Here is a 21953-nt window from a genome sequence, read left to right on the forward strand (position 1 = left end):
AGGCCAGTAGATCAATGAGAAACCCGTCCCATAGACAGCCGCATAGCCTCCGACCAATCGACTCGCCGCTGCGGCAGTCCAGATCACGCGTTTCTCATTGAATCAAGGCGAGCTCAGCCGGTTTCAGCGCTGGGGTGAACCGCCGTTGTCGCGCCGGTCCAGCGCGGTCTGCAGGGCGTCGGCCGCTTCGTTCTCGACGTCCTCGGCGTGGTCCCAGGGATACATGTCATACATCCCAGCAGGTTACCCCAGCCATCTCAATGGACGGCCATGCGTCTCACGAGATGAGATGGCTGGGGTCGTGTGCCGCTAGTCCTCCAGGTCGACCGTACGGCCGCCGTCGGCGCCGATCTCGGTGGCGATCTGCTCGACCACGTCGGCCGGGATGGCCGAGTCCACGGTCAGCGCGATCAGCGCCTTGCCGCCCTTGGTGCCCCTGGCCACCTGCATGGAGGCGATGTTGACGTTGTGCTCGCCGAGCAGGCGGCCCACGATGCCGACGATGCCCGGCCGGTCGGTGTAGGTGAAGAAGGCCAGGTGGTCGGTGGGGTCGATCTCCATGGTGAACCCGTTGACCTCGACCAGCTTCATGATCTGGCGGGGGCCGGAGAGGGTGCCGGAGACCGAGACGGTCCGGCCGTCGGCCAGCACGCCGCGCACGGTGATCACGTTCCGCCAGTCCGGGCTCTCGGAGCTGGTGACCAGCTCCACCACGGTGCCCCGGTCCTTGGCCAGCAGCGGCGCGTTCACGTAGGTGACCGTGTCGGTGACCACGTCGGTGAAGACGCCCTTCAGCGCGGCCAGTTCCAGCACCCGGACATCCTGGTCGGCGATCTCGCCGCGCACCTCGACGTCCAGCCGGGCCGCGACCTCGCCGGCCAGCGCCGTGAAGATGCGGCCGAGGCGCTCGGTCAGCGGCAGGCCGGGCTTGACGTCCTCGGGCACCGCGCCGCCCTGCACGTTCACCGCGTCCGGCACGAACTCCCCGGCCAGCGCCAGCTTGACGCTCCTGGCCACCTGGGTGCCGGCCTTCTCCTGGGCCTCGTGGGTGGAGGCGCCCAGGTGCGGGGTGACCACCACCTGGTCCAGCTCGAAGAGGGGGCTGTCGGTGACCGGCTCCTTGGGGAACACGTCGATGCCCGCCCCGGCGACCCGGCCTTCCTTGATCGCGGCGTACAGCGCGTTCTCGTCGATGATGCCGCCGCGGGCCACGTTGATCAGCCGTACGTTCGGCTTGACCTGGTGCATCTCGCGCTCGCCGATCAGCCCGATGGTCTCCTTGGACTTGGGCAGGTGCACGGTGATGAAGTCGGCCTGGGCCAGCACCTCCTCCAGCGAGAGCAGCCGCACGCCCATGGCGGCGGCCCGGGCCGGCTGAAGGTAGGGGTCGTAGGCGATGAGCTCCACCCCGAACGGCTGGAGGCGCTGGGCCACCAACTGGCCGATCTTGCCCAGGCCGAGGATGCCGACGACCTTGCCGTCCAGCTCCACGCCGGTGTACTTGGACCGCTTCCACTCGCCGGCCTTGAGCGCACCGTGCGCCTGGGCGACGTTGCGGGCCGAGGCCAGGATGAGCGCGACGGTGTGCTCGGCGGCGCTGGTGATGTTCGAGGTCGGCGCGTTCACCACCATCACCCCGGCCTTGGTGGCGGCCTCGACGTCTACATTGTCGAGTCCGACACCGGCCCGGGCGACCACGCGCAGCCGGGGCGCGTGCGCGATGGCCTCGGCGTCCACCTGGGTGGCGCTGCGGACGATCAGGGCGTCCACCCCGGCGAGGGCGGGCAGGAACTGGGACCGGTCGGCTCCGTCGGTGTGGCGGACTTCGAAGTCCGCTCCGAGCACGGCCAGACCGGCCTCGGACAGCTCCTCTGCGACCAGGACGACTGGCTTGTTCAACATGAGTCCTTCGAACGAGTGAATGGGCCGGGATCCAGGCTATCCGCGCTCCTCCGAGGGCCTGAGGAGGATCCGGCATACGAGACGGATGTTACTCAGGGGAATCATGAGCTTTCTTTGTGTACAGGCCGATTTCACGGCATACCCAAATTGGACCGTGCCCATCCACACAGCCGCCAGCTTGGTATTGATCGCAGCTAATCTTGGCGATTAGCCTGCTAAATCGTGGTTCGGTACCTATGGTTTCGCATATGAGCATCGGGAACCCCGCTCTCAGCGAAGTACTCGCCCAGCACGGCAGTCCGCAACGGTTGCTGGCCGCGCTGGCCGAGTGGGGAGTCCTGGTGGCGGTCCGGCCCGACCGCTCGGTCGTCCTCGGGACGACCCAGGGCGGTGAACGGGTTCTGCTGGGTTACACCGGACCGGCCACCTACGCCCGGCATCGGGGCAGCCACTCGCTGTCGGCCTGCGATGCGGACACCATCCTGGACATCCAGCGGGTGACCGGGGTCCGTGAGATCGTCATCGACGCGGCCGGGCCCGCGGCGGCGGCCGTGCCGATCGAGGACCTCCAGCGCTACCTGCAGTCCACCCGGAGCGGTCCCGCGCCGGTGCTGTCCGGTGCGGTGCCCTCGGCGTACGCCACCGGGGCCATGGCGATGATCGCCAAGCCGCCGGTGCGGAGCGCCCCGGTGCCCGCGCCCACGCCGGTGGGCTCCTCCTGGATCCCGCAGCCGCGGCAGCACCTGTCCGGCGCGATGACCGTGGTGGACCCGGGATACCAGCGGACCAACCACCCGATCCTGCCCGCACTGCGGGTGGCCATCGCCGAGCTGCTCCGCGACTACTCGGTGATCCACCACGTCTGGATCTCCGAGGCCCGTACGGTGTCCGGGGCGAACGGGATCATGCTCCACGTCAAGGTGCACACCTCCGCCGCCGAGGACGTGGTGCGCGACCTGCACCGCGGGGTCCGGGCCCGGCTGCCGCAACTGGCCGCCAGCGAGGCGCCGGTGCTGATGGCCCGGGTGGCCGACGCGCACACCGAGCGCCGGATGATCGAACTCGGCGCGCATGTGGTCTGCGCCGACATCCGCGACTAACGGAAACACCGACAAATCCGAGATTTTGACCTAGTCGGCCTAGCGCTTGCTGGGCTTCAATGACGCCATGATTTCCAGGGTCTCCACGGGCGTGCGCGTCGGATACGCGGTCGGTTCGTTCTGCACGGCCAATTTCAGCGCCATCCCCGGGCTGCTGCTGCTCATCTACCTGACCAACGTGCTCGCCGTGGACCCGCTGCTGGCCGGGATCGTGGTGTTCCTGCCCAAGGCATGGGACCTGATCGCCAACACGCTGATCGGCCAGTGGTCGGACCGGACCGTCTCCCGCTGGGGACCCCGGCGGCCCTGGATGCTGGCCGGAACCGCGATCCTGCCGATCGCCTTCGCCGTCATGTTCATCGGGCCGCCGCTCAAGGGAGTGCCCGCCGCGATCTTCGTGGGGGTGGCCTTCCTGGTCGCGGCCACCGGGTACGCGCTGTACGAGGTGCCCTACAAGGCGATGCCGGCCGAGATGACCACCGACTACCACGAGCGCACCTCGCTGCTCCAGTGGCGCATGGTGTTCATCGCCATCGCCATCGCGATGAGCGGGGTGCTGGCGCCGATGCTGGCCGGGGACACCCTGGAGGGCTACCGGCTGATGGGCGTCGTGTTCGCGGCCATCCTGTTCGTCGCCATGATCGGGTCGTTCTTCGGGACCGCGCGGGCCCCGTACACCGGGCAGCAGCAGTCGGAGGGCTCGCTGCGGGCCCAGCTGGCCGCCGCCCGCGAGTCCAGGCCGTTCCTGTGGCTGCTCGGGCTGTGCAGCGCGCAGACCCTGGCGGCCGGGGTGATGCTGGCGGGGGCGCCGTACTTCGCCGCCTACACGCTGGGGAACCCGAGCGCCACCACCCCGCTGTTCGCGGCGCTGGTCGGGCCGATGCTGATCACCATGCCGCTCTGGGTGTGGCTGGCCAAGGTGATGGACAAGCGCGGCGCGATGATCCTGTCCGGGCTGCTCTTCATGGGCGGGGCCACGCTGGCCGTGGCCAGCCCGTGGCTCGGCGCGGCCTGGGCCTACCTGTGCATCGTGGTGGTCGGGGTCGGGTACGCCGGGCTGCAGTTGCTCCAGTTCTCCATGCTGGCCGACGTCATCGCCTACGACGGGCTGGTCAGCGGCAAGCGCAGGGGCGGGGTGTTCACCGGCCTGTGGACGGCGGTGGAGAGCGCGGTGGCCGCGTTCGGCGCGACCATCTACGGCGCGGTCCTGTCCGTGGGCGGCTTCCGCGAGTCCGACCCGGCCAACCCGGTCGTGCAGCCGGACAGCGCGGTGACCGCGGTGCTGGTGGGCATCTCCGTCATCCCCGCGCTGATCATCCTGTCCGGCGTGCTGATGACCCTCAAGTACGACCTCACGGCCGCGCGCATGGAAGCCGCCGTAAGCTGACATCTTCATGTCAAATGCTGAGACCGCCGTCCCAGATGATTTGACGTGAAGGCCGTCCATCGGACAGGGTGGTGCCATGCATCGCAGTGGGATTCTCGTAGTACTTCGCGGGCGCGCAGCCTGACGGAGTCCGCAGTCCTGCGCGCCGCCCCAGATCCGCCCAGCGGACGGGGCATTTTTTATGCCCAATCCTCCTGAACTACGCTCAGCCAACAAGGAACGAGCCGATGACCGAACAGATGACAGGAGCCCAGGCCCTGGTGCGGGCGCTGGAGCACGTCGGGGTCGACACGGTGTTCGGGATCCCCGGCGGGGCCATCCTGCCCGCCTACGATCCCCTCTACGACTCGACCAAGGTCCGGCACGTGCTCGTACGGCACGAGCAGGGTGCCGGGCACGCCGCCGAGGGGTACGCGCAGGCCACCGGCAGGGTCGGGGTGTGCATGGCGACCAGCGGCCCGGGCGCGACCAACCTGGTCACCCCGATCGCCGACGCGCACATGGACTCGGTGCCGATCGTCGCGATCACCGGCCAGGTGGCGTCCGCGGCGATCGGGACGGACGCCTTCCAGGAGGCCGACATCTCCGGCATCACCATGCCGATCACCAAGCACAACTTCCTGGTCACCGACCCGGCCGACATCCCCAGGACGATCGTGGAGGCGTTCCACATCGCCTCCACCGGCCGCCCTGGCCCGGTCCTGGTGGACATCTCCAAGGACGCCCTCCAGGCCAAGACCACCTTCACCTGGCCGGTCACCATGCAGCTGCCGGGCTACCGCCCGGTCACCCGCCCGCACTCCAAGCAGATCAGGGAGGCGGCCCGGCTGATCGCCGAGTCCCGCCGCCCGGTGCTGTACGTCGGCGGCGGCGTGCACAAGGCCGGCGCCTCGGCCGAGCTGCGCGAACTCGCCGAGCTGACCGGCATCCCGGTCATCACCACCCTGATGGCCAGGGGCAGCTTCCCCGACAGCCACCCCCAGCACCTGGGCATGCCCGGCATGCACGGCACCGTCGCGGCGGTCGGCTCGCTCCAGCGCAGCGACCTGATCATCGCGCTCGGGGCCAGGTTCGACGACCGGGTCACCGGCCGCCTGGACACCTTCGCCCCGAACGCCAAGATCGTGCACGCCGACATCGACCCGGCCGAGATCTCCAAGAACCGGCACGCCGACGTGCCCATCGTGGGCGACTGCCGGGAAGTGCTGACCGACCTCATCGCGGCGGTCAAGGCCGACGGCCGCAAGGGCGACTACAGTGACTGGTGGAAGGCGCTCAACGCGTTGCGCACCACGTACGCGCTGGGCTACGACACCTTCGACGACGGCACGCTGGCCCCGCAGTACGTGATGGAGCGGTTGAGCTCGATCGTCGGTCCGGAGGCGTACTACGTGGCCGGGGTCGGCCAGCACCAGATGTGGGCCGCCCAGTTCATCGGCTACGAGCGGCCTGGCACGTTCATCAACTCCGGCGGCCTGGGCACCATGGGCTTCGCGGTGCCGGCCGCGATGGGCGTGAAGATGGGGCGCCCGGAGAGCGTCGTGTGGGCCATCGACGGGGACGGCTGCTTCCAGATGACCAACCAGGAGCTGGCCACCTGCGCCCTGGAGGGCGTGCCGATCAAGGTTGCCGTGATCAACAACGGCAACCTGGGCATGGTCCGCCAGTGGCAGACGCTCTTCTACGACGAGCGCTACTCCAACACCAACCTGCAGACCGCCCGGCGCATCCCGGACTTCGTCAAGCTCGCCGAGGCGTACGGTTGCGTGGGGTTGCGCTGCGAGCGGCCGGAGGATGTGGACGCCACCATCCAGAAGGCGATGGAGATCAACGACGCGCCGGTGGTGGTCGACTTCGTGGTCCACGAGGACGCCATGGTGTGGCCGATGGTCGCCGCCGGGACCAGCAACGACGAGATCAAGTACGCCCGTGACATGGCGCCGAAGTGGGAGCACGAGGACTGATGACCCGCCACACCCTCTCCGTCCTGGTGGAGAACAAGCCCGGCGTGCTGGCCCGGGTGGCCGCGCTGTTCAGCCGGCGCGGGTTCAACATCGACTCGCTGGCCGTCGGGCCCACCGAGCACGCCGACATCTCCCGGATGACCATCGTGGTGAACGTCGCCGAACTGCCGCTGGAGCAGGTCACCAAGCAGCTCAACAAGCTGGTGAACGTGCTCAAGATCGTTGAGTTGGACAGCACGCAGTCGGTGCAGCGCGAGCTCATGCTGATCAAGGTCAGGGCGGACGCCGACTCCCGCAGCCACGTGCTGGAACTGGTCAACCTGTTCCGGGCCCGCTGCGTCGACGTGGCCCCCGACGCGGTCACCATCGAGGTCACCGGGACCACAGACAAGCTGGAGGCGTTCGTCCGCGTGTTGGAGCCGTTCGGTATCAAGGAGCTCGTGCAGTCGGGCATGGTGGCCATCGGCCGCGGTGCCCGCTCGATCACCGACCGTTCGCTCCGGGCACTCGACCGTACCGCCTGAACAAGCCTGAGAAACCCGAAAGGTTCAAGACAAAGTGACTGAGATCTTCTACGACAACGACGCTGATCTGTCGATCATCCAGGGCCGGCACGTGGCCGTCCTCGGGTACGGCAGCCAGGGCCACGCCCACGCGCTCAGCCTGCGCGACTCCGGGGTGGACGTGCGCGTCGGGCTGCCCGAGGGCTCCAAGAGCCGGGAGAAGGCCGAGTCGGACGGCCTGCGCGTGCTCACCCCCTCGGAGGCGGTGGAAGAGGCCGACCTCACGATGATCCTGGCCCCGGACCACATCCAGCGCCACCTGTACGCCGAGCACGTCGCGCCCAACCTGGTGGAGGGCGACGCGCTCTTCTTCGGCCACGGCCTCAACATCCGGTACGGCCTGATCGAGGCCCCGGAGGGCGTCGACGTGGCCATGGTCGCCCCCAAGGGCCCCGGCCACCTGGTCCGGCGGCAGTACTCGGCCGGGCGCGGCGTGCCCTGTCTGGTCGCCGTCGAGAAGGACGCCAGCGGCTCGGCCTGGGCGCTGGCCCTGTCCTACGCCAAGGGCATCGGCGGCACCCGGGCGGGCGCGCTGAAGACCACCTTCACCGAGGAGACCGAGACCGACCTGTTCGGTGAGCAGGCCGTGCTCTGCGGCGGCGTCTCCGAGCTCATCAAGGCGGGCTTCGAGACCCTGATCGAGGCCGGGTACCAGCCCGAGGTCGCCTACTTCGAGTGCCTGCACGAGATGAAGCTGATCGTCGACCTGATGTACGAGGGCGGCATCCACAAGATGTACTGGTCGGTCTCCGACACCGCCGAGTACGGCGGCTACAGCCGCGGCCCGCGCCTGGTCAACGCGGAGACCAAGAAGGAGATGCGCCGGATCCTGGACGAGATCCAGTCCGGCGACTTCGCCCGCGAGCTGGTCGCCGAGTTCGACGGCGGCCAGACCCAGTTCAACAAGTACCGCCAGGAACTGGCCGAGCACCCGATCGAGACCACGGGCGCCAAGCTCCGCCCGATGATGAGCTGGCTGCAGAACCAGCAGTGAGCTGAGCCCGGTACGGCGGCACTGCTCCCACTTGGGAGTGGTGCCGCCGTTTCTGTTTACGCGGGCGCGGATACCAGGAAGGCGCAGTCGCCGAAGGAGATCTCGTCGCCGGTGCGGACGCGGGCCGGGCCGACCAGGCGCCAGCCGTTGAGGCGGGTGCCGTTGAGGGAGCCGAGGTCGACCAGGAGCCAGTGGTCGTCCTCGCGGCGGAGTTCGGCGTGTACGCGGGAGACCGTCAGGTCGGACAGGACCAGGTCACAGGAGGACCCGCGGCCCACCACGTACCGGATACGGCTGTCCGGGGGAAGGGCCAGCCGGGGTAGCCGGGGGCGTCGCCAGGCGCTCTGGAGCCGCGAGGAGAACTCCGAGGCCGCCGACACGGCGTCGGTGACCCGCCGCCGCCACCGGCCCCGCTGCGGCAGGTCCGCGACAAGCTCGTCCAGCTCGTCCCTGCTCCGCGCGCGCAACGCCTGATCGACCCGCCCGACGAACGTCTCCATCGACAGCCGCCCCTCGGCGGCCCGATCACGAAGCTCGTTGAGCGCACGATCGCGGTCCCCGTCGGACGCGCGGACAGGAGGTTGCGGGCTCATGTCTTGGAGTATCCGCTTTACAGAAGTCTGGTGTCCAGATTGCTGGAAACTTCGCTCTCCCGGCCCGCTCCGGGCCGGGAGAGCGAGGTATTTCACGGCTTTCCGAAGTCCTGGGTCCAGTACGGGCCCCCGGCGGCGACGTAGCCGACGCCGATGTGGACGTAGTTGCAGTTGAGGATGTTCTGACGGTGGCCTGGGCTGTTCATCCAGTCGTTGACGACGGAGGCGGCGGAGCGCTGACCCTGGGCGATGTTCTCGCCGATGGCGGTGAAGGAGTAGCCGGCCGCCTTGATGCGGTCGCTGAAGTCGCGGCCGTCCTGGGAGTCGTGGCTGAAGTAGTTCTTGGCGGACATGTCAGCCGAGTGACCGAGGGCGGCCTTGTGCAGGCGGGCGTCGTGGGTCAGCGGGCCGCAGCCGGCCTTGGCGCGTTCGGCGTTGGTGAGGCGGACCACCTCGTTCTCGACGGCGCTGCCGACCCCGGAGCTCGAGCCGCCGCCGCCACCCCCGGGCGTCGGGGAGGGGGAGGGCTTCGGCCTGGTCGGGCAGGTGACGCGTACCTTGCCGGAGACCGCCGTGCGGCCGCGCGCGTCGGTGACGGTGGTGTAGAAGACGCCGGACGCGCAGGGCACGGTGAGCGTGAGCCGCGCGTTGCGGACGACCCGCGCCCCGCTCTTCACCACGCGGTCCGGCCCTGGCACCACTTTCTTGAGCCGCACCCGGGTCAGAGCCTTGTTGGAGCAGCCGCTCCGGGCGCCGACCACACGGATGCGCTTGGTGGAGGTGAGGGCGGGTTTGGCCGCCACCACCCGGCATCGGGCCAGCAGGGCGGTGTCGCCGGCCGCCATGGCCATACCCGCCGCCGCCTCCGCAGTGGCGGTGACCGGCAGGCCAACGGCTAGCAGCGCGCCCACGCTGAGGAGCGCTCGCAGGGATCTCTTCATACTGCCTTCCAGGTGAGGGGTAGGCACTGGATAGGAGTCAGAAGTATGGCCCTGCGCCAACCAAAAATCAGGCAAAAAGGCATTTTACGGAACGGACCAATGGTCAAACCCGAGTAAAAACTGCTGATGGCCCCGTTCCATTCAGGCGGGTGTGATGCTCGTCACACGATTGACTGTTCGCATACCGCGTATGCATACTCAGTATATGTCCATCCGGCACGGTCTGCTCGCCCTGCTCAGCCAGGGCGCGCGCTACGGCTACCAGCTTCGCACGGAGTTCGAGGCGTCCACGGGGGCGACATGGCCGCTCAACATCGGCCAGGTCTACACGACGCTCTCCCGCATGGAGCGCGACGGCCTGGTGGCCCCGGGTGAGCAGGACGACCAGGGCCGGGTCGTCTACGCCATCACCGAGCAGGGCCGGTCGGAACTGGCGCGATGGTTCAGCACCCCCATCGCCCAGGCCGACCGGCCCAGGGACGAACTGGTGATCAAACTCGCCATGGCGGTGATCGCCCCCGACGTGGACGCCGCCGCCATGATCCAGGCCCAGCGCTCGGCCACCATGCGCACCCTGCAGCAGCTGACCAAGGCCAAACGCGGCGCCGGCGTCGCCCAGCGCCTGGTCTACGACTCGATGATCTTCCAAGCCGAGGCCGAGCAGCGCTGGCTCGACCACTGCGAATCCGTGCTGGCCGCCCATTCTGAGAGGCCCGAATGACCACTGTTTCCCGCCTGACCGAGGTGACCAAGGTGCACGGCTCGGGGGCGTCAGCCGTACCGGCCTTACGCGGGGTGAGCCTGGAGGTCGCGGCCGGTGAGCTGGTCGCGGTCATGGGCCCGTCCGGGTCGGGGAAGTCGACCCTGCTGAACCTGGCCGGCGGCCTGGAGCGGGCCACCGAGGGCACGGTCGAGGTCGAGGGCGTCGCGATCGGCGGGCTGCCGGCGAAGAAGCTGGCCGCGCTGCGGCGCAGGAAGGTCGGGTACGTGTTCCAGGACCTCAACCTGATCCCGTCGCTGACCGCCGCCGAGAACGTGATGCTCCCCCGCGAACTGGACGGCGTCCGTACCAGGAAGGCCAGGCAGGAGGCCGAGCGGGCGCTCGGCGAGGTCGGGCTCGCGGGCGCCGGGAACCGGTTCCCCGACGAGCTGTCGGGCGGGGAGCGGCAACGGGTGGCCATCGCCAGGGCGCTGACCGGGGAACGGCGGCTGCTGCTCGCCGACGAGCCGACCGGCGCGCTGGACACCCCGACCGGGGACGACGTGCTCCAGCTGCTTCGCGAGCGCTGCGACGCGGGCGCGGCCGTGCTGCTGGTCACCCACGAGCCGAGATACGCGGCCTGGGCCGACCGGGTGGTCTTCCTCAGGGACGGCGCGATCGCCGACACCGCCGAGCCGATGGCGAGCAGCCGGTGAACGCCGTCCTGCGCCTGTCCCGCCGGGGCCTGTGGCGGGCCCGCTGGCGCAGCCTGCTGATCCTCGCCATGATCGCCCTGCCGGTGGCCGCGGCCTGCGGCCTGGTCACCCTGCTGGCCACCAGGGACATCGACCCGCAGGAGTCGGTGTTCGGCCGCCTGGGCACCGCCGACGCACTGATCATGACGGCGGAGTTCGCGGCGCCGGTGCGGCAGGACGCCTCCGGCAGGGAGTACCTGTTCGAACCCGAGATCATCGGCACACCACCCAGCCCGACCTGGACGGCCGCCGACATCGCCGCGGCCACCGGCGGCCGGGCCGTCCCCGTGACCCAGGGCATGCGGGCCGCCGAGACCGCCCAGGGCTACGCCTGGCTGTGGGCGCTGGAAATGGACGCGGGCGACCCGCTGACCCGCGGAATCTACCGGCTGACGTCCGGACGGATGCCCAGAGCCGCCGGTGAGGTGGCCGTCCTCCCCGAACTGGCCCACCTGGCGCCCGTCGGGACGCGGCTGCGGCTGATCGCCCCCGACCGGGAGATGACCGTGGTCGGCGTGGCCTCGGTGGCCTTCCAGCGGGGAGTGCCCGTCAAGCTGATCGGGTGGCCGGGCGACCTGCTCGACACGGCCGCTGACCAGCCGTTCTGGCTGGTGGACACGCCCGGTCCTGTGGACTGGGCGCAGGTGCTGCGGCTCAACGAGCGGGGCCTGGTGGTGAGCTCTCGCGCGGTCGCCGAGAACCCGCCCGTCCTGCCCCCGGTGTACCCGAGCAGGCCGGGCTGGGAACCGGCGGTGCCTCTGGGGCTCGGGATCGTGCTGGTCGTACTGGAGGTGGTGCTGCTGGCCGGGCCCGCGTTCGCGGTCGGGCTGCGACGGCGACGCCACGAGCTGGCCCTGCTGGCCGCGCAGGGTGCCTCGCCCGGCCGGTTGCGCGCGGTGCTGGTGGCCGACGGGCTGACGCTCGGGGTGCTGGGCGCGCTCGCGGGGGTTCCGCTCGGAATCCTCGGAGCCGCCGCCGCGGTGGCATACGGCACTCCGCTCATCGCGTCGGAGTTCGACCCGTTCGACGTGCCCTGGTGGCAGGTGGCGGGGATCAGCGTGCTGGCCGTGGTCAGCGGGGCGCTGGCCGCGCTGGCGCCCGCCGTCAGCGCCGGGCGTACCGAGGTCGCGGCGGCGCTGGCCGGGCGGCGTGGCGCACAGGACCGGCGGCCGCGGCGGCCGATCCTCGGCTGGGCGTTGCTGGCCGCCGGGATCGCGATCATGGCAGTGGGGGTGTGGACAACCATGGTGACGGTGTTCACCGGCGGGGTGGTGGCGCTGCTCGGCCTGGTCGCCCTCACCCCGGGGCTGGTCACGTTGACGGCCAGGTTTGGCGCGCGGCTGCCGCTCCCGCTCCGGCTGGCCGCCAGGGACGCCGCCCGCAACCGTTCGCGTACCGCTCCCGCCGTCGCGGCCGTGCTCGCCGCGCTGGCCGTGATGACCCCGCTCGCCGTGCTCGCCGCGAGCCTGGACACAGTACAACGGCAGACCTACCGGGCCGCGTTCCAACCCGGCACCCTGGTCGTCGCCGCCCAGAACCTCACCCCCGAGCTGTGGGACCGGGTCCGCGCGACGGTCGCGGCCGAGTTTCCCGGGGTTCCCGTGGTCGAGGCCGACTCGGTGGGCCTCAGTCCCGGCAGGCCACCGTGGGTGGACCAGATGTCCCTGCGATGGGACTGCCATCAGTGCGCGTTCACCTTCACCGCGCTCGGCCAGGTGGTCAGTGGCGGGCCGGAGCTGCTCCGGCTGCTGCTCGGCCGGGAGGATCCGGCCGCCGAGCGGGCGCTGGCGGACGGCAAGGCCGTGGTGCTGACGGCGGGGGCGGTACAGGACGGGAAGGCGCGCTTCAGCGTGCCGAGCCAGGCGCCGGGGGCGGATCCACGCCATGCCGATGTGCCGATGAGGGACCTGGAACTGCCCGCCGTCCAGGTGATCCCACCGGACCGTGAGCCCGTGCTCGCGGTGGTTCCCCCCTCGGCGGTGGCCGACCTGAAGCTGTTCGCGCAGCCGGTGGGCCTGCTGGTGGCGCCGCCGGTCACGTTCGCGCAGAAGGATCGCCTCGCCGCGCTCCTGCACGCGGTGAGCCCGCAGATCTCGGTCGAGGTCGGGGGCGAGCGAGGCGACGGCGCCGCCCTGGAGCTGACCGTCATCGCCACGGCGGCCGCTCTGCTGGCCTTGGCCGCCACCCTGGTGGCGACCGCGCTCGCGGCGGCCGACGCCCGGCCCGACCTGGACACCATGACGGCGATCGGGGCCTCCCCCAGGGTGCGGCGGATCGCCGTCGCCGGCCAGGCCGCGTTCGTGGCCGGGCTGGGCACGCTGGCCGGGGTGGCGGCGGGCCTGATCGGCGGGATCGCGTTCGTCGGCAGCACGGTCGTGACGCTCAACCAGGGCGAGCGCAACAACTTCGCGTTCGGCGAGATCTTCACCGTCCCCTGGGTGCTCTGCGCGGGGGCGGTGGTCGTGCTGCCCCTGCTGGCCGCCGTGATCGCGGGCCTGTTCACCCCGGTCAGAACCCGGCCTGTCCGGCGGCTCACCTGAGAGCCCGGCCGGTCAGGCCGTGTTCTGTAAGGTCGTGAGATTGGTGCGCATCAGCGAGTCGACCCCACGCGCCGCCATCGGGCGGGCCACCAGGTAGCCCTGCCCGCGGCTGCACCCCATCTCGCGCAGGAGTTCCAGCTGCTCGGGACGCTCGATGCCCTCGGCCACCACGGTCAGGCCCAGGTCGTGGCCGAGGCGGACGATGGTGCGGGTGAGCAGGGTGAGGGTCTCGTCCCGGCCGAGGCCGGAGACGAAGGACGGGTCGATCTTGATCATGTCGACCGGAAGCTGGCGGAGGAAGGCCAGGGAGGCGTAGCCGGTACCGAAGTCGTCGATCGCCAGCCGCACGCCCAGCGCGCGCAGGGCGGAGAGCTTCTCGATGGTGTCCTCGGCGTCCTCCACCAGCATCTCCTCGATGACCTCGAGGGTGAGCGCGGAGGGCGGCAGGCCGCTGTCGGCGAGGGCGGCGGAGATGGTCTCCACGAAGCCGGGGGCGGTGATCTGGCGCTGGGAGAGGTTGAGGGCCAGGCCGATGTCCCAGGAGGAGGCGCGCCAGGCGGCCACCTCCCGGCAGGCCTCGGTCAGGATCCACTCGCTGAGCGGCACGATGAGGCCGGTGTCCTCGGCGGTGCCCAGGAACTGCTCCGGCGGCACGAACGCGCTCCCCCGCCACCACCGCACCAGCGCCTCCACGGCGGTCACCCGGTTGGTGGCCAGGTCCACCACGGGCTGGTACTCGATGGCGAACTGCTTCTCCAGCAGTGCGCGCTGCAGGTCGGCCGCGATCTCCAGGCGGCGTACCGCGTCCGTGTGCATGTGCGCCGCGAACACCTCCACCCGCCGCCCGCCCAGGCCCTTGGCCCGCGCCATGGCCACGTCGGCGTTGCGGAGCAGGTCCCCGGGGCTCATCTCCTTCTCGGCGGTCTCGTCCTCGGCGAAGGCCACGCCGATGCTGGCGGTCAGCGCGATGTCCCGGTCCGCCACCCGGAACGGCTCGGCGGAGACCGCCCGGAGCAGCCGCTCGGCCAGGTCCACCGCCACCTGCGCGTCCCCGCTGGACTCCAGCAGCACCGCGAACTCGTCGCCGCCCCACCGGGCCAGCGTGTCGTCCGCCCCGACCGCGGCCCGCAGCCGCCGGGCCGCCTGCCCGAGCAGGTAGTCGCCGCTGGCGTGGCCGACCGAATCGTTCACGCCGGTGAAGCCGTCCAGGTCCAGGAAGATGACCGCGGTACGGCTGGCCCGGGGCAGCACCTCGCGGGTGCGCTCCTCGAAGTAGGCCCGGTTGGGCAGGCCGGTCACCCCGTCGTGGAAGGTCAGGTGGGTGACCTGCTGGCGGAGCGCCACCTGGTCGCTGACGTCCCGGGTGGTGACCAGGATCAGGTCCTCACGCCGGACGTGCCGGGTGGCCACCGACTCGGTGGGCCGCCAGGTGCCGTCGGCGGCGCGGACCCGGCACTCGATCCGGCAGGTGCCGTACCGCTGGGGGGTGTCGTCCTCGGTCACCCTGCGGAGCAGGGACTGGATGCCGGGCACGTCCTCGGGATGGATGTAGTCGAAGACGGACTCGCCGGTCAGCGTCTCGGGGTCGTAGCCGTAGGTGTCCCGCACCCCGGCGCCGATCTCCTGGATGGTGCCCTCGTGGTCGCACATGAGGACCATGTCGCCGGTGTTCTCGGCCAGCTGGTGGAGCTGGCGCTCGCTGACCGCCAGCTGGTCGCGCATGCCGTCCACGCTGAGCATCAGGGCCAGCAGCCGGACCAGCAGCACGACCACCACGGAACCGGCCACCAGCGGCAGGGCGGGCCCGCGCCCGCCGCCGAAGGCGTCGGCCACCACCACGACGGTGGCCCCGGCGGTGAGCAGGTACGGCGTGGCCGCCACCACCGGCACCGGGGTCGCGGCGGCGAGCAGCCGGGCGGGGATGCGCCGCCGGGTGCCCGCCTCGATCCAGGGCGCCACGGCGAGCAGCAGGAACGCGGCGGGCGCGATCAGCCCGGCCACCAGGGAGGGCGCCTGTTCGCCGTTGAACCTGGCGATCGCGGTGGCCAGCTCGGCGAGCGTGATCGCGACCAGCACCAGCAGCCCGGCCAGGCCCACCACCCGGTTGGCGGCCCGGGAGACCGCCACCCTGGCCGCCACCGCGCAGGCGGCCAGCAGGCAGAACACCGGCAGGGCCAGGGTGAAGTAGAAAGACCCCGGCTCCTCGGCCCGCTCGGCCATCGGCCCGAGCAGCGCCGTCCAGGCGATGGCGAAGATGGAGGCCGCGCCCAGGTAGGCCTCGGTGGCCTGACGCAGGACGCCGCGCCACTGCGGGGGCGGCACGGCGGTGAGCCAGCAGCCGATCATCAGCAGCAGCGAGCCGACCAGCAGCAGCAGGTCGGCGAAGGTGAGCACGAACGCGGTCCCGTTCGCCACCGGCCGCACGCCGATGCCGAACAGCCAGGTCAGCGCGCCGCCGGCGAGCCAGCGCCAGGCGATCGCCTCGGTCCGGTGCGCGGCGGCGTGCCGGCTGGCCGCCACCACCAGGGAGACGGCAGCGAGCAGCCCGGTCACCAGGCCGGCCACCGCGGTCACCGCCGTGGTCGAGCCGCCCGCCATGAGGGCAAGGGCGATCACGGCCGCGCCGAGCCCGGCCGCGGCGATCAGCGAGACCCTCGGGTCCCTCCTGCCGTTCACGCTCGTCGCCCTTTACATCCGGTCACTTCGCCAGTTTGCGCGAGGGCACCGGTGGACAAGGTGCCAATGGCCCAGTCGTCACCGATCTGATAACAGGGCTACGCGTACGGGTAACGCTACGGACCTGAGGTCACGGGGCAGGCACGGTCCGGAACCATCTTCACCAGACGATGTGTTCAGTAGACGAAGCCAGATCAGTACACCCCGCTGATCACGTTCCGCAACGGCTGACCTGCGTGGAAGCGGCGAAGCTGGGCGCCGACCAGTTCGATCATCCTCCTGCCCGAGGCGGGGGTGCTCCCTGCGACATGCGGGGTGAGGAACAATCCTGGGGCCGACCAGAGCGGGTGACCCGGCGGCAGCGGCTCAGGGTCGGTGACGTCCAGGGCGGCCCGCAGCCGTCCCTTCGTCAGCTCGGCCAGCAGCGCGCCGGTGTCCACCACCGTGCCGCGCGCGGCGTTGACCAGCAGCGCGCCGTCCTTCATCCGGGCCAGGAAGGCGGCGTCCACGAACCCGGCGGTGGCGGCGGTGGCGGGCACCAGCAGCACCACCACGTCGGCGTGCGAGAGCAGCTCGGGGAGTTCGGCCTCGCCGTGCACGCCGGGCCGGGGCGTACGGGCCACCCGGACCACCTCGACCTCGAACCCGGCCAGCCGCCGCTCCAGCGCCTCGCCGATCGAGCCGTACCCGACGATGAGTACCCGGGAGTCGGCGAGCACGCCGGTGTGCCGGTAGGCCCAGCGCCCGGCGGCCTGGTCGGCGGCGAAGGCGGGGAAGTCGCGGAGCGCGGCGATCATCGCGCCCACCGCCCACTCGGCGGTGCCCGCGTCGTGCACGCCGCGCGCGTTGCAGAGCACCGCCCCCTCCGGCACGTGCGGCCGGTACGGCTCGACGCCCGCCGTCACGGTCTGGATCAGCCGCAGCCGTTTCATCCGCCCGACCAGCCCGGGAATGTCGGGCACGGGGATGAGCGGGGGCACCCAGACGTCCACGTCCTCGACACCCGAGGGTTCGGCCGTGCCGTCGTACACGTCGTACTCGACGTCAGGCAGGTCGGACGGGACGGCCGCGACCGCCTGCGGGGCGATCCAGATCTTCACAGTTGCCCACCTTAGGGAACTTTCTGGGCAGAGAGCCAGTATGGGAGGGACAGGAGGTAGCGAATCATGAAGCTGAGCTGGTTGACCGTCGCGGTGCTGCTGACGGCGGGTTGCGCCGCCGCCGAGGGGGGCGGGACGGCGGCGACGCCACCGGCGACCGCCAGTGCCAAGGCGCCCCCGGACGGGCCGCGCACCCTGGTGCGGGACCTGGCGGTGCCGTGGGCGGTGGCCTTCCTGCCGGACGGGGACGCGCTGATCACCGAGCGGGACACCGCGCGGCTGCTCCGGGTGACCGGGCAGGGGCGGACCACCGAGGTGGAGGTGATCGAGGAAGCGCGACCGGCCGGCGAGGGCGGCCTGATGGGGGTGGCCGTCTCCCCCGCCTTCAATGAAGATCACTACGTTTTCCTCTACTTCACCGCCGAGAACGACAACCGCGTGGTCCGGTACCGCTACGACCAGACCCTCAGCGACCCGGTCCCGATCGTCACCGGCATCCCCAAGGGCGGCAACCACAACGGCGGCCGCCTCGCCTTCGGCCCCGACGGCTTCCTGTACGCCACCACCGGCGAGGTCGGCGACCGCGGCCTGTCCCAGGAACGCGACTCACTCGGCGGCAAGATCCTCCGCATGACCATGGACGGCAAACCGGCCCCCGGCAACCCCTTCGGCACGCTCGTCTACAGCCTGGGCCACCGCAACGTCCAGGGCATCACCTGGGACGAGGCCGGGAACATGTACGCCACCGAGTTCGGCCAGAACACCTACGACGAGATCAACCTCATCAAACCGGGCGCCAACTACGGCTGGCCGGTGGTCGAAGGGGTGGCCGACGACGACCGGTACACCAACCCGATCGTCACCTGGTCCACGGACGAGGCGTCCCCGTCCGGCCTGGCGTACGCGGGGGGTTCGCTCTGGGCTGCGGCGCTGCGCGGCCAGAAGCTGTGGCAGGTCCCGGTGACCCCCGAGGGCGCCGCGGGCACGCCGGTGGCCCGTTACGACGGCGAGTACGGGCGCATGCGCGCGGTGGCCGCCGCCCCCGACGGCAGCCTCTGGGCGACCACCAGCAACCTGGACGGCCGGGGCTCCCCCAACGACGGCGACGACCGGGTGCTGGTCATCACGATGAAGTAGCGGGAGGGCAGATCACCTGGGGCTGCGGGTGGTAGGTGGTGGTGACGGTGTCGGTCAGCGGCGTGCCGCCCGCGACCGGGGTGAGCACCCGGGTGGTCCGGATGGTGAATCCGGCCACGCCCGCCTGCGGCACGCAGCCGGTGGCCGGGCCGGTGGTCTGCCCGGCCGGGACCACCTTGTACCGGGCCGACTGCTTGAGCTCGACGTTGAACCGGGCGGTGCTCCAGAGCGTGACCGTCACCGCGGTGCCGGTGGCCGTGGCCCTGATCAGCACCCCGTGGTTGGAGTCGTTGCGCCAGCGCAGGTCGGGGGCAGGGTAGGAGACGGCCACCTCGAGACCGGGCGGGTACTGCGACACGAAGCCACTGTGCGGGACGGCCTCCACCGTCTCCAGACCGCCGAGCAGGACCGCGTTGTACATGGCGGTGGCGAACTGCGAGATCCCGGCCACGTCCCGGCCGTGCTTGCCGCGCACCTCGACGTCCTCGGCCGAGCCGGTGAAGCCCGCCGCGCCCTCCCGGCGGCCGGTCGCGTTGTTGAGCGAGAAGGTCTCCCCCGGCTGCACGATCCGGCCGTCCAGCATCCGCGCCACGGTCTGGATGTTGCCCACCCGGGGCTGACAGCACGGGAAGACGGAGGTGTGCGTGCCGATCCGCTCCTTGACGCCGAGCTTGGCGGCTTCCTGGTCGGTGAGCGTGGGCTGCGCGGTCACCAGCGGGACCGTCACGGTACGGTCGCCGCCCGGCCCGATCTCCTTGATCACCTCGGCGCTGAGTCGTGCGGTGTCCACCCCCTTGCCGGCCTTGGCGGGGACGAGCGCGGGCTGGGAGCCGCTGGTGTCGAAGGTGGCGTTCTTCGGGGCCAGCTCCGGCGGCACCAGGTTCATGCCCCGGATCGCGGCGGCGCCGTCGAACTGCGGGTTGAGCCCTCCGGAGCCGTCGGGGATGAAGGCCAGGTGGGCGGCGAGCAGCTCCGGTGAGAGTTCGACGGTGGTGTCCTTGGTCACCAGCCGGACCGGCCCGGATATCGCGCGTTTGGCCCAGGCCAGCATCTCGGCCACGCCCGACTTGCTCACCGTCGGCCGGGCCGGGAGCGGATCCACCTCGACGATCAGCTCGGGCGTCAGGTAGGCGTCGGTCACGCCCTCGGCGATCGCGGTCACGTTGACGGTGGTCCCGGCCTTCGGCTCGACGGCCACCGGCTGCAGCCCGTCGAAACGCACGCCGCCCTCGACCATGCGCTCTTCCAGGTCGCGCGCCACCTCAGTGGTGATCACCTGGTCCAGCCGGTTGCGGTCCACCGCGATCACGGGCTTGACCTCGTGCTGCCCGGTGAAGGCCTGCCAGACCTCCATCGGGCTGGGGAAGCCGGTGGGCAGCTGCTCCACGGTTGCGGCCGCGTTCAGCGACAGGCCGCTGGTCTGCGGGTTGAGGCTGACCCGCTGGGCGCCCTGCTTGATCACGATGGCGGTGGCGATGTGGCTGGCCATGCGGTCGCGGAGCCGCTGCTCCGCCTCGGCCGTGGTCAGACCGCCCAGGTCGACGCCGAGCACGGTGGTGCCGGGCAGCACCCGGCCGGTGAGCAGCACGGCGGGGATCAGGTAGGCCAATAACGCCATGACGGTCAGCGTGATGCACAACATGCGGCACCAGCGGAACTGCGGCTCGTCCGGCTCGGCGGCCCGTTCGGCGAGCGTGACCCCGCCCAGCGGGGCCGGTTTGGGCCCGGCCACCCGCCACGGCTCCACCGTCGCGGGCGGCGGCAGGGCACTGTCCTGGGGGTTGGCGGGGGTGAGCGGGCGGCTGCCGAAGATGTCGGAGGAGACGCCCGGGGGCAGCGAGCCGGTGGCGGGGCGGACGGGGTGTTTCCGGCGGGGAACGGTCGGAGTCGCCGCCGCGAACGGGTCCGTCGGCGGGTCGATGGACGCTCCGGCGTTGCGCACGCCTCGCTCTCCTCCGGCTCAGGGGAAACACCCTTCAGTTAACTAACCCTAAATCAACCCCTTCCGCCTTTGTCACTAAAACGGCGCCTTCTCCTTGTCATGAAGCGCGTCAAGTCCCATAAACGACGAACAGCCCGCCGGGTACCAACGGGCTGTTCGCTTCCTATGGTTACTCGCTCACCCCGAGCTTCTCCAGGATGAGCGCGCGGGCCCGGCCCGCGTCGGCCTTGCCCCTGCTCGCCTTCATCACGCCGCCGACCAGCGCGCCGACCGCCGCGATCTTGCCGCCCCTGATCTTCTCGGCGGCGTCCGCGTTGGCGGCGATGACCTCGTCGATGATGGCCGACAGCGCGCCCTCGTCGTTGACGATCTGCAGCCCGCGCGCCGCGACCACCTCGTCGGGGGCGCCCTCGCCGGCCAGCACGCCCTCCAGCACCTGGCGGGCCAGCTTGTCGTTGAGCGCGCCGGAGGCCACCAGCTCGGTCACCCTGGCCACCTGGGCCGGGGTGATCGGCAGCTCGGCCAGCGCAACGCCCCCCTCGTTGGCGCGGCGGGCCAGCTCGCCCATCCACCACTTGCGCGCGTCCGCCGCCGGGGCGCCCGCCGCGACCGTGGCCTCCACCAGGCCGATGGCGTCGGCGTTGTGCATGGCGGCCATGTCCAGATCGGAGACGCCCCACTCGGCCTGCAGGCGCTTGCGCCGCACCGAGGGGAGCTCGGGCAGCCCGGCCTTGAGGCCGGCCACCCATGCCGGGTCCGGCGCGATGGGCACCAGGTCGGGCTCCGGGAAGTACCGGTAGTCCTGCGCCTCCTCCTTGGAGCGCCCGCTGGTGGTGAACCCGGTGTCCTCGTGGAAGTGGCGGGTCTCCTGGATGATCCGGCCGCCGTCGGCGAGGATCGCCGCCTGCCGCTCGATCTCGCTGCGCACCGACCGCTCCACGCTGCGGAGCGAGTTCACGTTCTTGGTCTCGGTCCTGGTCCCCCACTCGGCCGAGCCGCGCGGCATCAGCGAGACGTTGACGTCGCAGCGGAGCGAGCCCTCCTCCATGCGCACGTCCGAGACGCCGAGCGTGCGCATGAGCTCGCGCAACTCGGTGACGTACGCCCGGGCCACCTCGGGGGCGAGGCGGTCGGTGCCGGGGATGGGCTTGGTGACGATCTCCACCAGCGGGATGCCGGCCCGGTTGTAGTCCACGATCGAGTGGTCGGCGCCCTGGATGCGGCCGGTGGAGCCGCCCACGTGGGTGGACTTGCCGGTGTCCTCCTCCAGGTGCACCCGCTCGATGCCGATCCGCACCGTGGTGCCCTCGACCTCGACGTCCAGGTAACCGTCGACGCAGAGCGGCTCGTCGTACTGGCTGATCTGGTAGTTCTTCGGCATGTCCGGGTAGAAGTAGTTCTTCCGGGCGAACCTGCACCATTCAGCGATTGAGCAGTTGAGCGCCAGCCCGATCCGGATCGTCGACTCGATCGCGGTCGCGTTGGCCACCGGCAGCGACCCCGGCAGCGCCAGGCAGACCGGGCAGACCTGGGTGTTCGGCGGCGCGCCGAAGGCGGTCGGGCAGCCGCAGAACATCTTGGACGCCGTGCCCAGCTCGACGTGGGTCTCCAGGCCGAGCACCGGCTCGAAACGGGCCAGGGCCTCGTCGTACGGCATAA

The 21953-nt window shown here is 71.0% G+C and carries 16 protein-coding genes; 9 read left to right on the forward strand and 7 right to left on the reverse strand.

Translation table 11 applies throughout. The features are described from left to right. Nucleotides 1-309: 309 nt before the first annotated feature. Complete coding sequence (gene serA / locus KIP79_RS10955) at nt 310-1899, reverse strand: phosphoglycerate dehydrogenase (RefSeq protein WP_214104672.1); 1590 nt, start codon at nt 1897-1899, stop codon at nt 310-312. 251 nt (nt 1900-2150) lie between these two features. On the opposite strand from serA, the gene KIP79_RS10960 reads away from it, so the two are divergent. The 5 genes from KIP79_RS10960 to ilvC all read left to right on the forward strand — a co-directional run bounded on the left by KIP79_RS10960 (nt 2151) and on the right by ilvC (nt 7910). Next, entirely contained in the window at nt 2151-3002 is an 852-nt protein-coding gene (locus KIP79_RS10960) for a hypothetical protein (RefSeq protein WP_214104610.1), read from the forward strand. A 67-nt stretch (nt 3003-3069) separates the two neighbouring features. Then, nucleotides 3070-4389 carry an MFS transporter gene (locus tag KIP79_RS10965; RefSeq protein WP_214104611.1) on the forward strand — a complete coding sequence of 440 codons (1320 nt, stop codon included), beginning with the start codon at nt 3070-3072 and terminating at the stop codon, nt 4387-4389. A 194-nt stretch (nt 4390-4583) separates the two neighbouring features. Then, on the forward strand, nt 4584-6353 hold the full coding sequence (locus KIP79_RS10970; protein WP_256447210.1) for an acetolactate synthase large subunit: 1770 nt from the start codon (nt 4584-4586) through the stop codon (nt 6351-6353). Continuing rightward, nucleotides 6353-6877, forward strand: a complete 525-nt coding sequence (ilvN, locus tag KIP79_RS10975) for an acetolactate synthase small subunit (RefSeq protein ID WP_214104613.1) — start codon at nt 6353-6355, stop codon at nt 6875-6877. The genes KIP79_RS10970 and ilvN overlap by 1 nt, the downstream gene beginning before the upstream one ends. Before the next feature lie 43 nt (nt 6878-6920). Continuing rightward, nucleotides 6921-7910, forward strand: coding sequence for a ketol-acid reductoisomerase (gene ilvC, locus KIP79_RS10980; protein ID WP_214104673.1), 990 nt, complete (start codon nt 6921-6923; stop codon nt 7908-7910). Nucleotides 7911-7966: 56 nt separating this feature from the next. Here ilvC and KIP79_RS10985 read toward each other — a convergent pair whose 3' ends face one another. Together KIP79_RS10985 and KIP79_RS10990 are read right to left on the reverse strand one after the other, a co-directional pair. Next, nucleotides 7967-8503: a DUF1707 and FHA domain-containing protein gene (locus tag KIP79_RS10985; protein ID WP_214104614.1), complete on the reverse strand. Its 537-nt coding sequence runs from the start codon at nt 8501-8503 to the stop codon at nt 7967-7969. Nucleotides 8504-8595: 92 nt separating this feature from the next. Next, a complete protein-coding gene (locus KIP79_RS10990; protein ID WP_250213017.1) occupies nt 8596-9444 on the reverse strand; it encodes a CAP domain-containing protein in 849 nt (282 codons plus the stop codon). A gap of 205 nt (nt 9445-9649) precedes the next feature. Here KIP79_RS10990 and KIP79_RS10995 point away from each other — a divergent pair, with 205 nt between their 5' ends. From KIP79_RS10995 to KIP79_RS11005, 3 genes are read left to right on the forward strand one after another with little or no spacing between them, the layout of a single operon-like run. Then, the gene (locus KIP79_RS10995; protein ID WP_214104615.1) at nt 9650-10165 is read left to right on the forward strand and encodes a PadR family transcriptional regulator; all 516 of its coding nucleotides are present in this window, start codon (nt 9650-9652) and stop codon (nt 10163-10165) included. After that, a complete protein-coding gene (locus KIP79_RS11000; protein WP_214104616.1) occupies nt 10162-10860 on the forward strand; it encodes an ABC transporter ATP-binding protein in 699 nt (232 codons plus the stop codon). The genes KIP79_RS10995 and KIP79_RS11000 overlap by 4 nt, the downstream gene beginning before the upstream one ends. Continuing rightward, nucleotides 10857-13439: an FtsX-like permease family protein gene (locus KIP79_RS11005; RefSeq protein WP_214104617.1), complete on the forward strand. Its 2583-nt coding sequence runs from the start codon at nt 10857-10859 to the stop codon at nt 13437-13439. Before KIP79_RS11000 ends, KIP79_RS11005 begins: the two co-directional genes overlap by 4 nt. A 12-nt stretch (nt 13440-13451) precedes the next feature. Here the strand turns inward: KIP79_RS11005 and KIP79_RS48935 are convergent, their stop codons facing one another. Further along, entirely contained in the window at nt 13452-16115 is a 2664-nt protein-coding gene (locus KIP79_RS48935; RefSeq protein WP_308169665.1) for a putative bifunctional diguanylate cyclase/phosphodiesterase, read from the reverse strand. Between the two features lie 194 nt (nt 16116-16309). Beyond that, nucleotides 16310-17215: a 2-hydroxyacid dehydrogenase gene (locus KIP79_RS11015; RefSeq protein ID WP_214104618.1), complete on the reverse strand. Its 906-nt coding sequence runs from the start codon at nt 17213-17215 to the stop codon at nt 16310-16312. Between the two features lie 66 nt (nt 17216-17281). Between KIP79_RS11015 and KIP79_RS11020 the strand changes: the two genes are divergently transcribed. Beyond that, a complete protein-coding gene (locus KIP79_RS11020; protein WP_214104619.1) occupies nt 17282-18352 on the forward strand; it encodes a PQQ-dependent sugar dehydrogenase in 1071 nt (356 codons plus the stop codon). On the opposite strand, the gene KIP79_RS49370 is transcribed toward KIP79_RS11020, so the two are convergent. Together KIP79_RS49370 and gatB are read right to left on the reverse strand one after the other, a co-directional pair. Beyond that, complete coding sequence (locus tag KIP79_RS49370) at nt 18339-20294, reverse strand: VanW family protein (RefSeq protein ID WP_214104620.1); 1956 nt, start codon at nt 20292-20294, stop codon at nt 18339-18341. The genes KIP79_RS11020 and KIP79_RS49370 overlap by 14 nt on opposite strands. 169 nt (nt 20295-20463) lie before the next feature. Beyond that, complete coding sequence (gatB, locus tag KIP79_RS11030) at nt 20464-21951, reverse strand: Asp-tRNA(Asn)/Glu-tRNA(Gln) amidotransferase subunit GatB (protein WP_214104676.1); 1488 nt, start codon at nt 21949-21951, stop codon at nt 20464-20466. Between the last annotated feature and the right edge of the window lie 2 nt (nt 21952-21953).

The sequence above is a fragment of the Acrocarpospora catenulata genome, assembly GCF_018476525.1.
Classification (GTDB): domain Bacteria; phylum Actinomycetota; class Actinomycetes; order Streptosporangiales; family Streptosporangiaceae; genus Acrocarpospora; species Acrocarpospora catenulata.

Bases quoted from the DNA above. Each gene is read 5' to 3' on its own strand.
- KIP79_RS10960 (WP_214104610.1), top strand. From the start codon at position 2,151: ATGAGCATCGGGAACCCCGCTCTCAGCGAAGTACTCGCCCAGCACGGC.
- KIP79_RS10985 (WP_214104614.1), bottom strand. From the start codon at position 8,503: ATGAGCCCGCAACCTCCTGTCCGCGCGTCCGACGGGGACCGCGATCGT.
- KIP79_RS11020 (WP_214104619.1), top strand. From the start codon at position 17,282: ATGAAGCTGAGCTGGTTGACCGTCGCGGTGCTGCTGACGGCGGGTTGC.
- KIP79_RS11000 (WP_214104616.1), top strand. From the start codon at position 10,162: ATGACCACTGTTTCCCGCCTGACCGAGGTGACCAAGGTGCACGGCTCG.
- gatB (WP_214104676.1), bottom strand. From the start codon at position 21,951: ATGCCGTACGACGAGGCCCTGGCCCGTTTCGAGCCGGTGCTCGGCCTG.
- KIP79_RS10965 (WP_214104611.1), top strand. From the start codon at position 3,070: ATGATTTCCAGGGTCTCCACGGGCGTGCGCGTCGGATACGCGGTCGGT.
- ilvN (WP_214104613.1), top strand. From the start codon at position 6,353: ATGACCCGCCACACCCTCTCCGTCCTGGTGGAGAACAAGCCCGGCGTG.
- KIP79_RS10990 (WP_250213017.1), bottom strand. From the start codon at position 9,444: ATGAAGAGATCCCTGCGAGCGCTCCTCAGCGTGGGCGCGCTGCTAGCC.
- KIP79_RS10995 (WP_214104615.1), top strand. From the start codon at position 9,650: ATGTCCATCCGGCACGGTCTGCTCGCCCTGCTCAGCCAGGGCGCGCGC.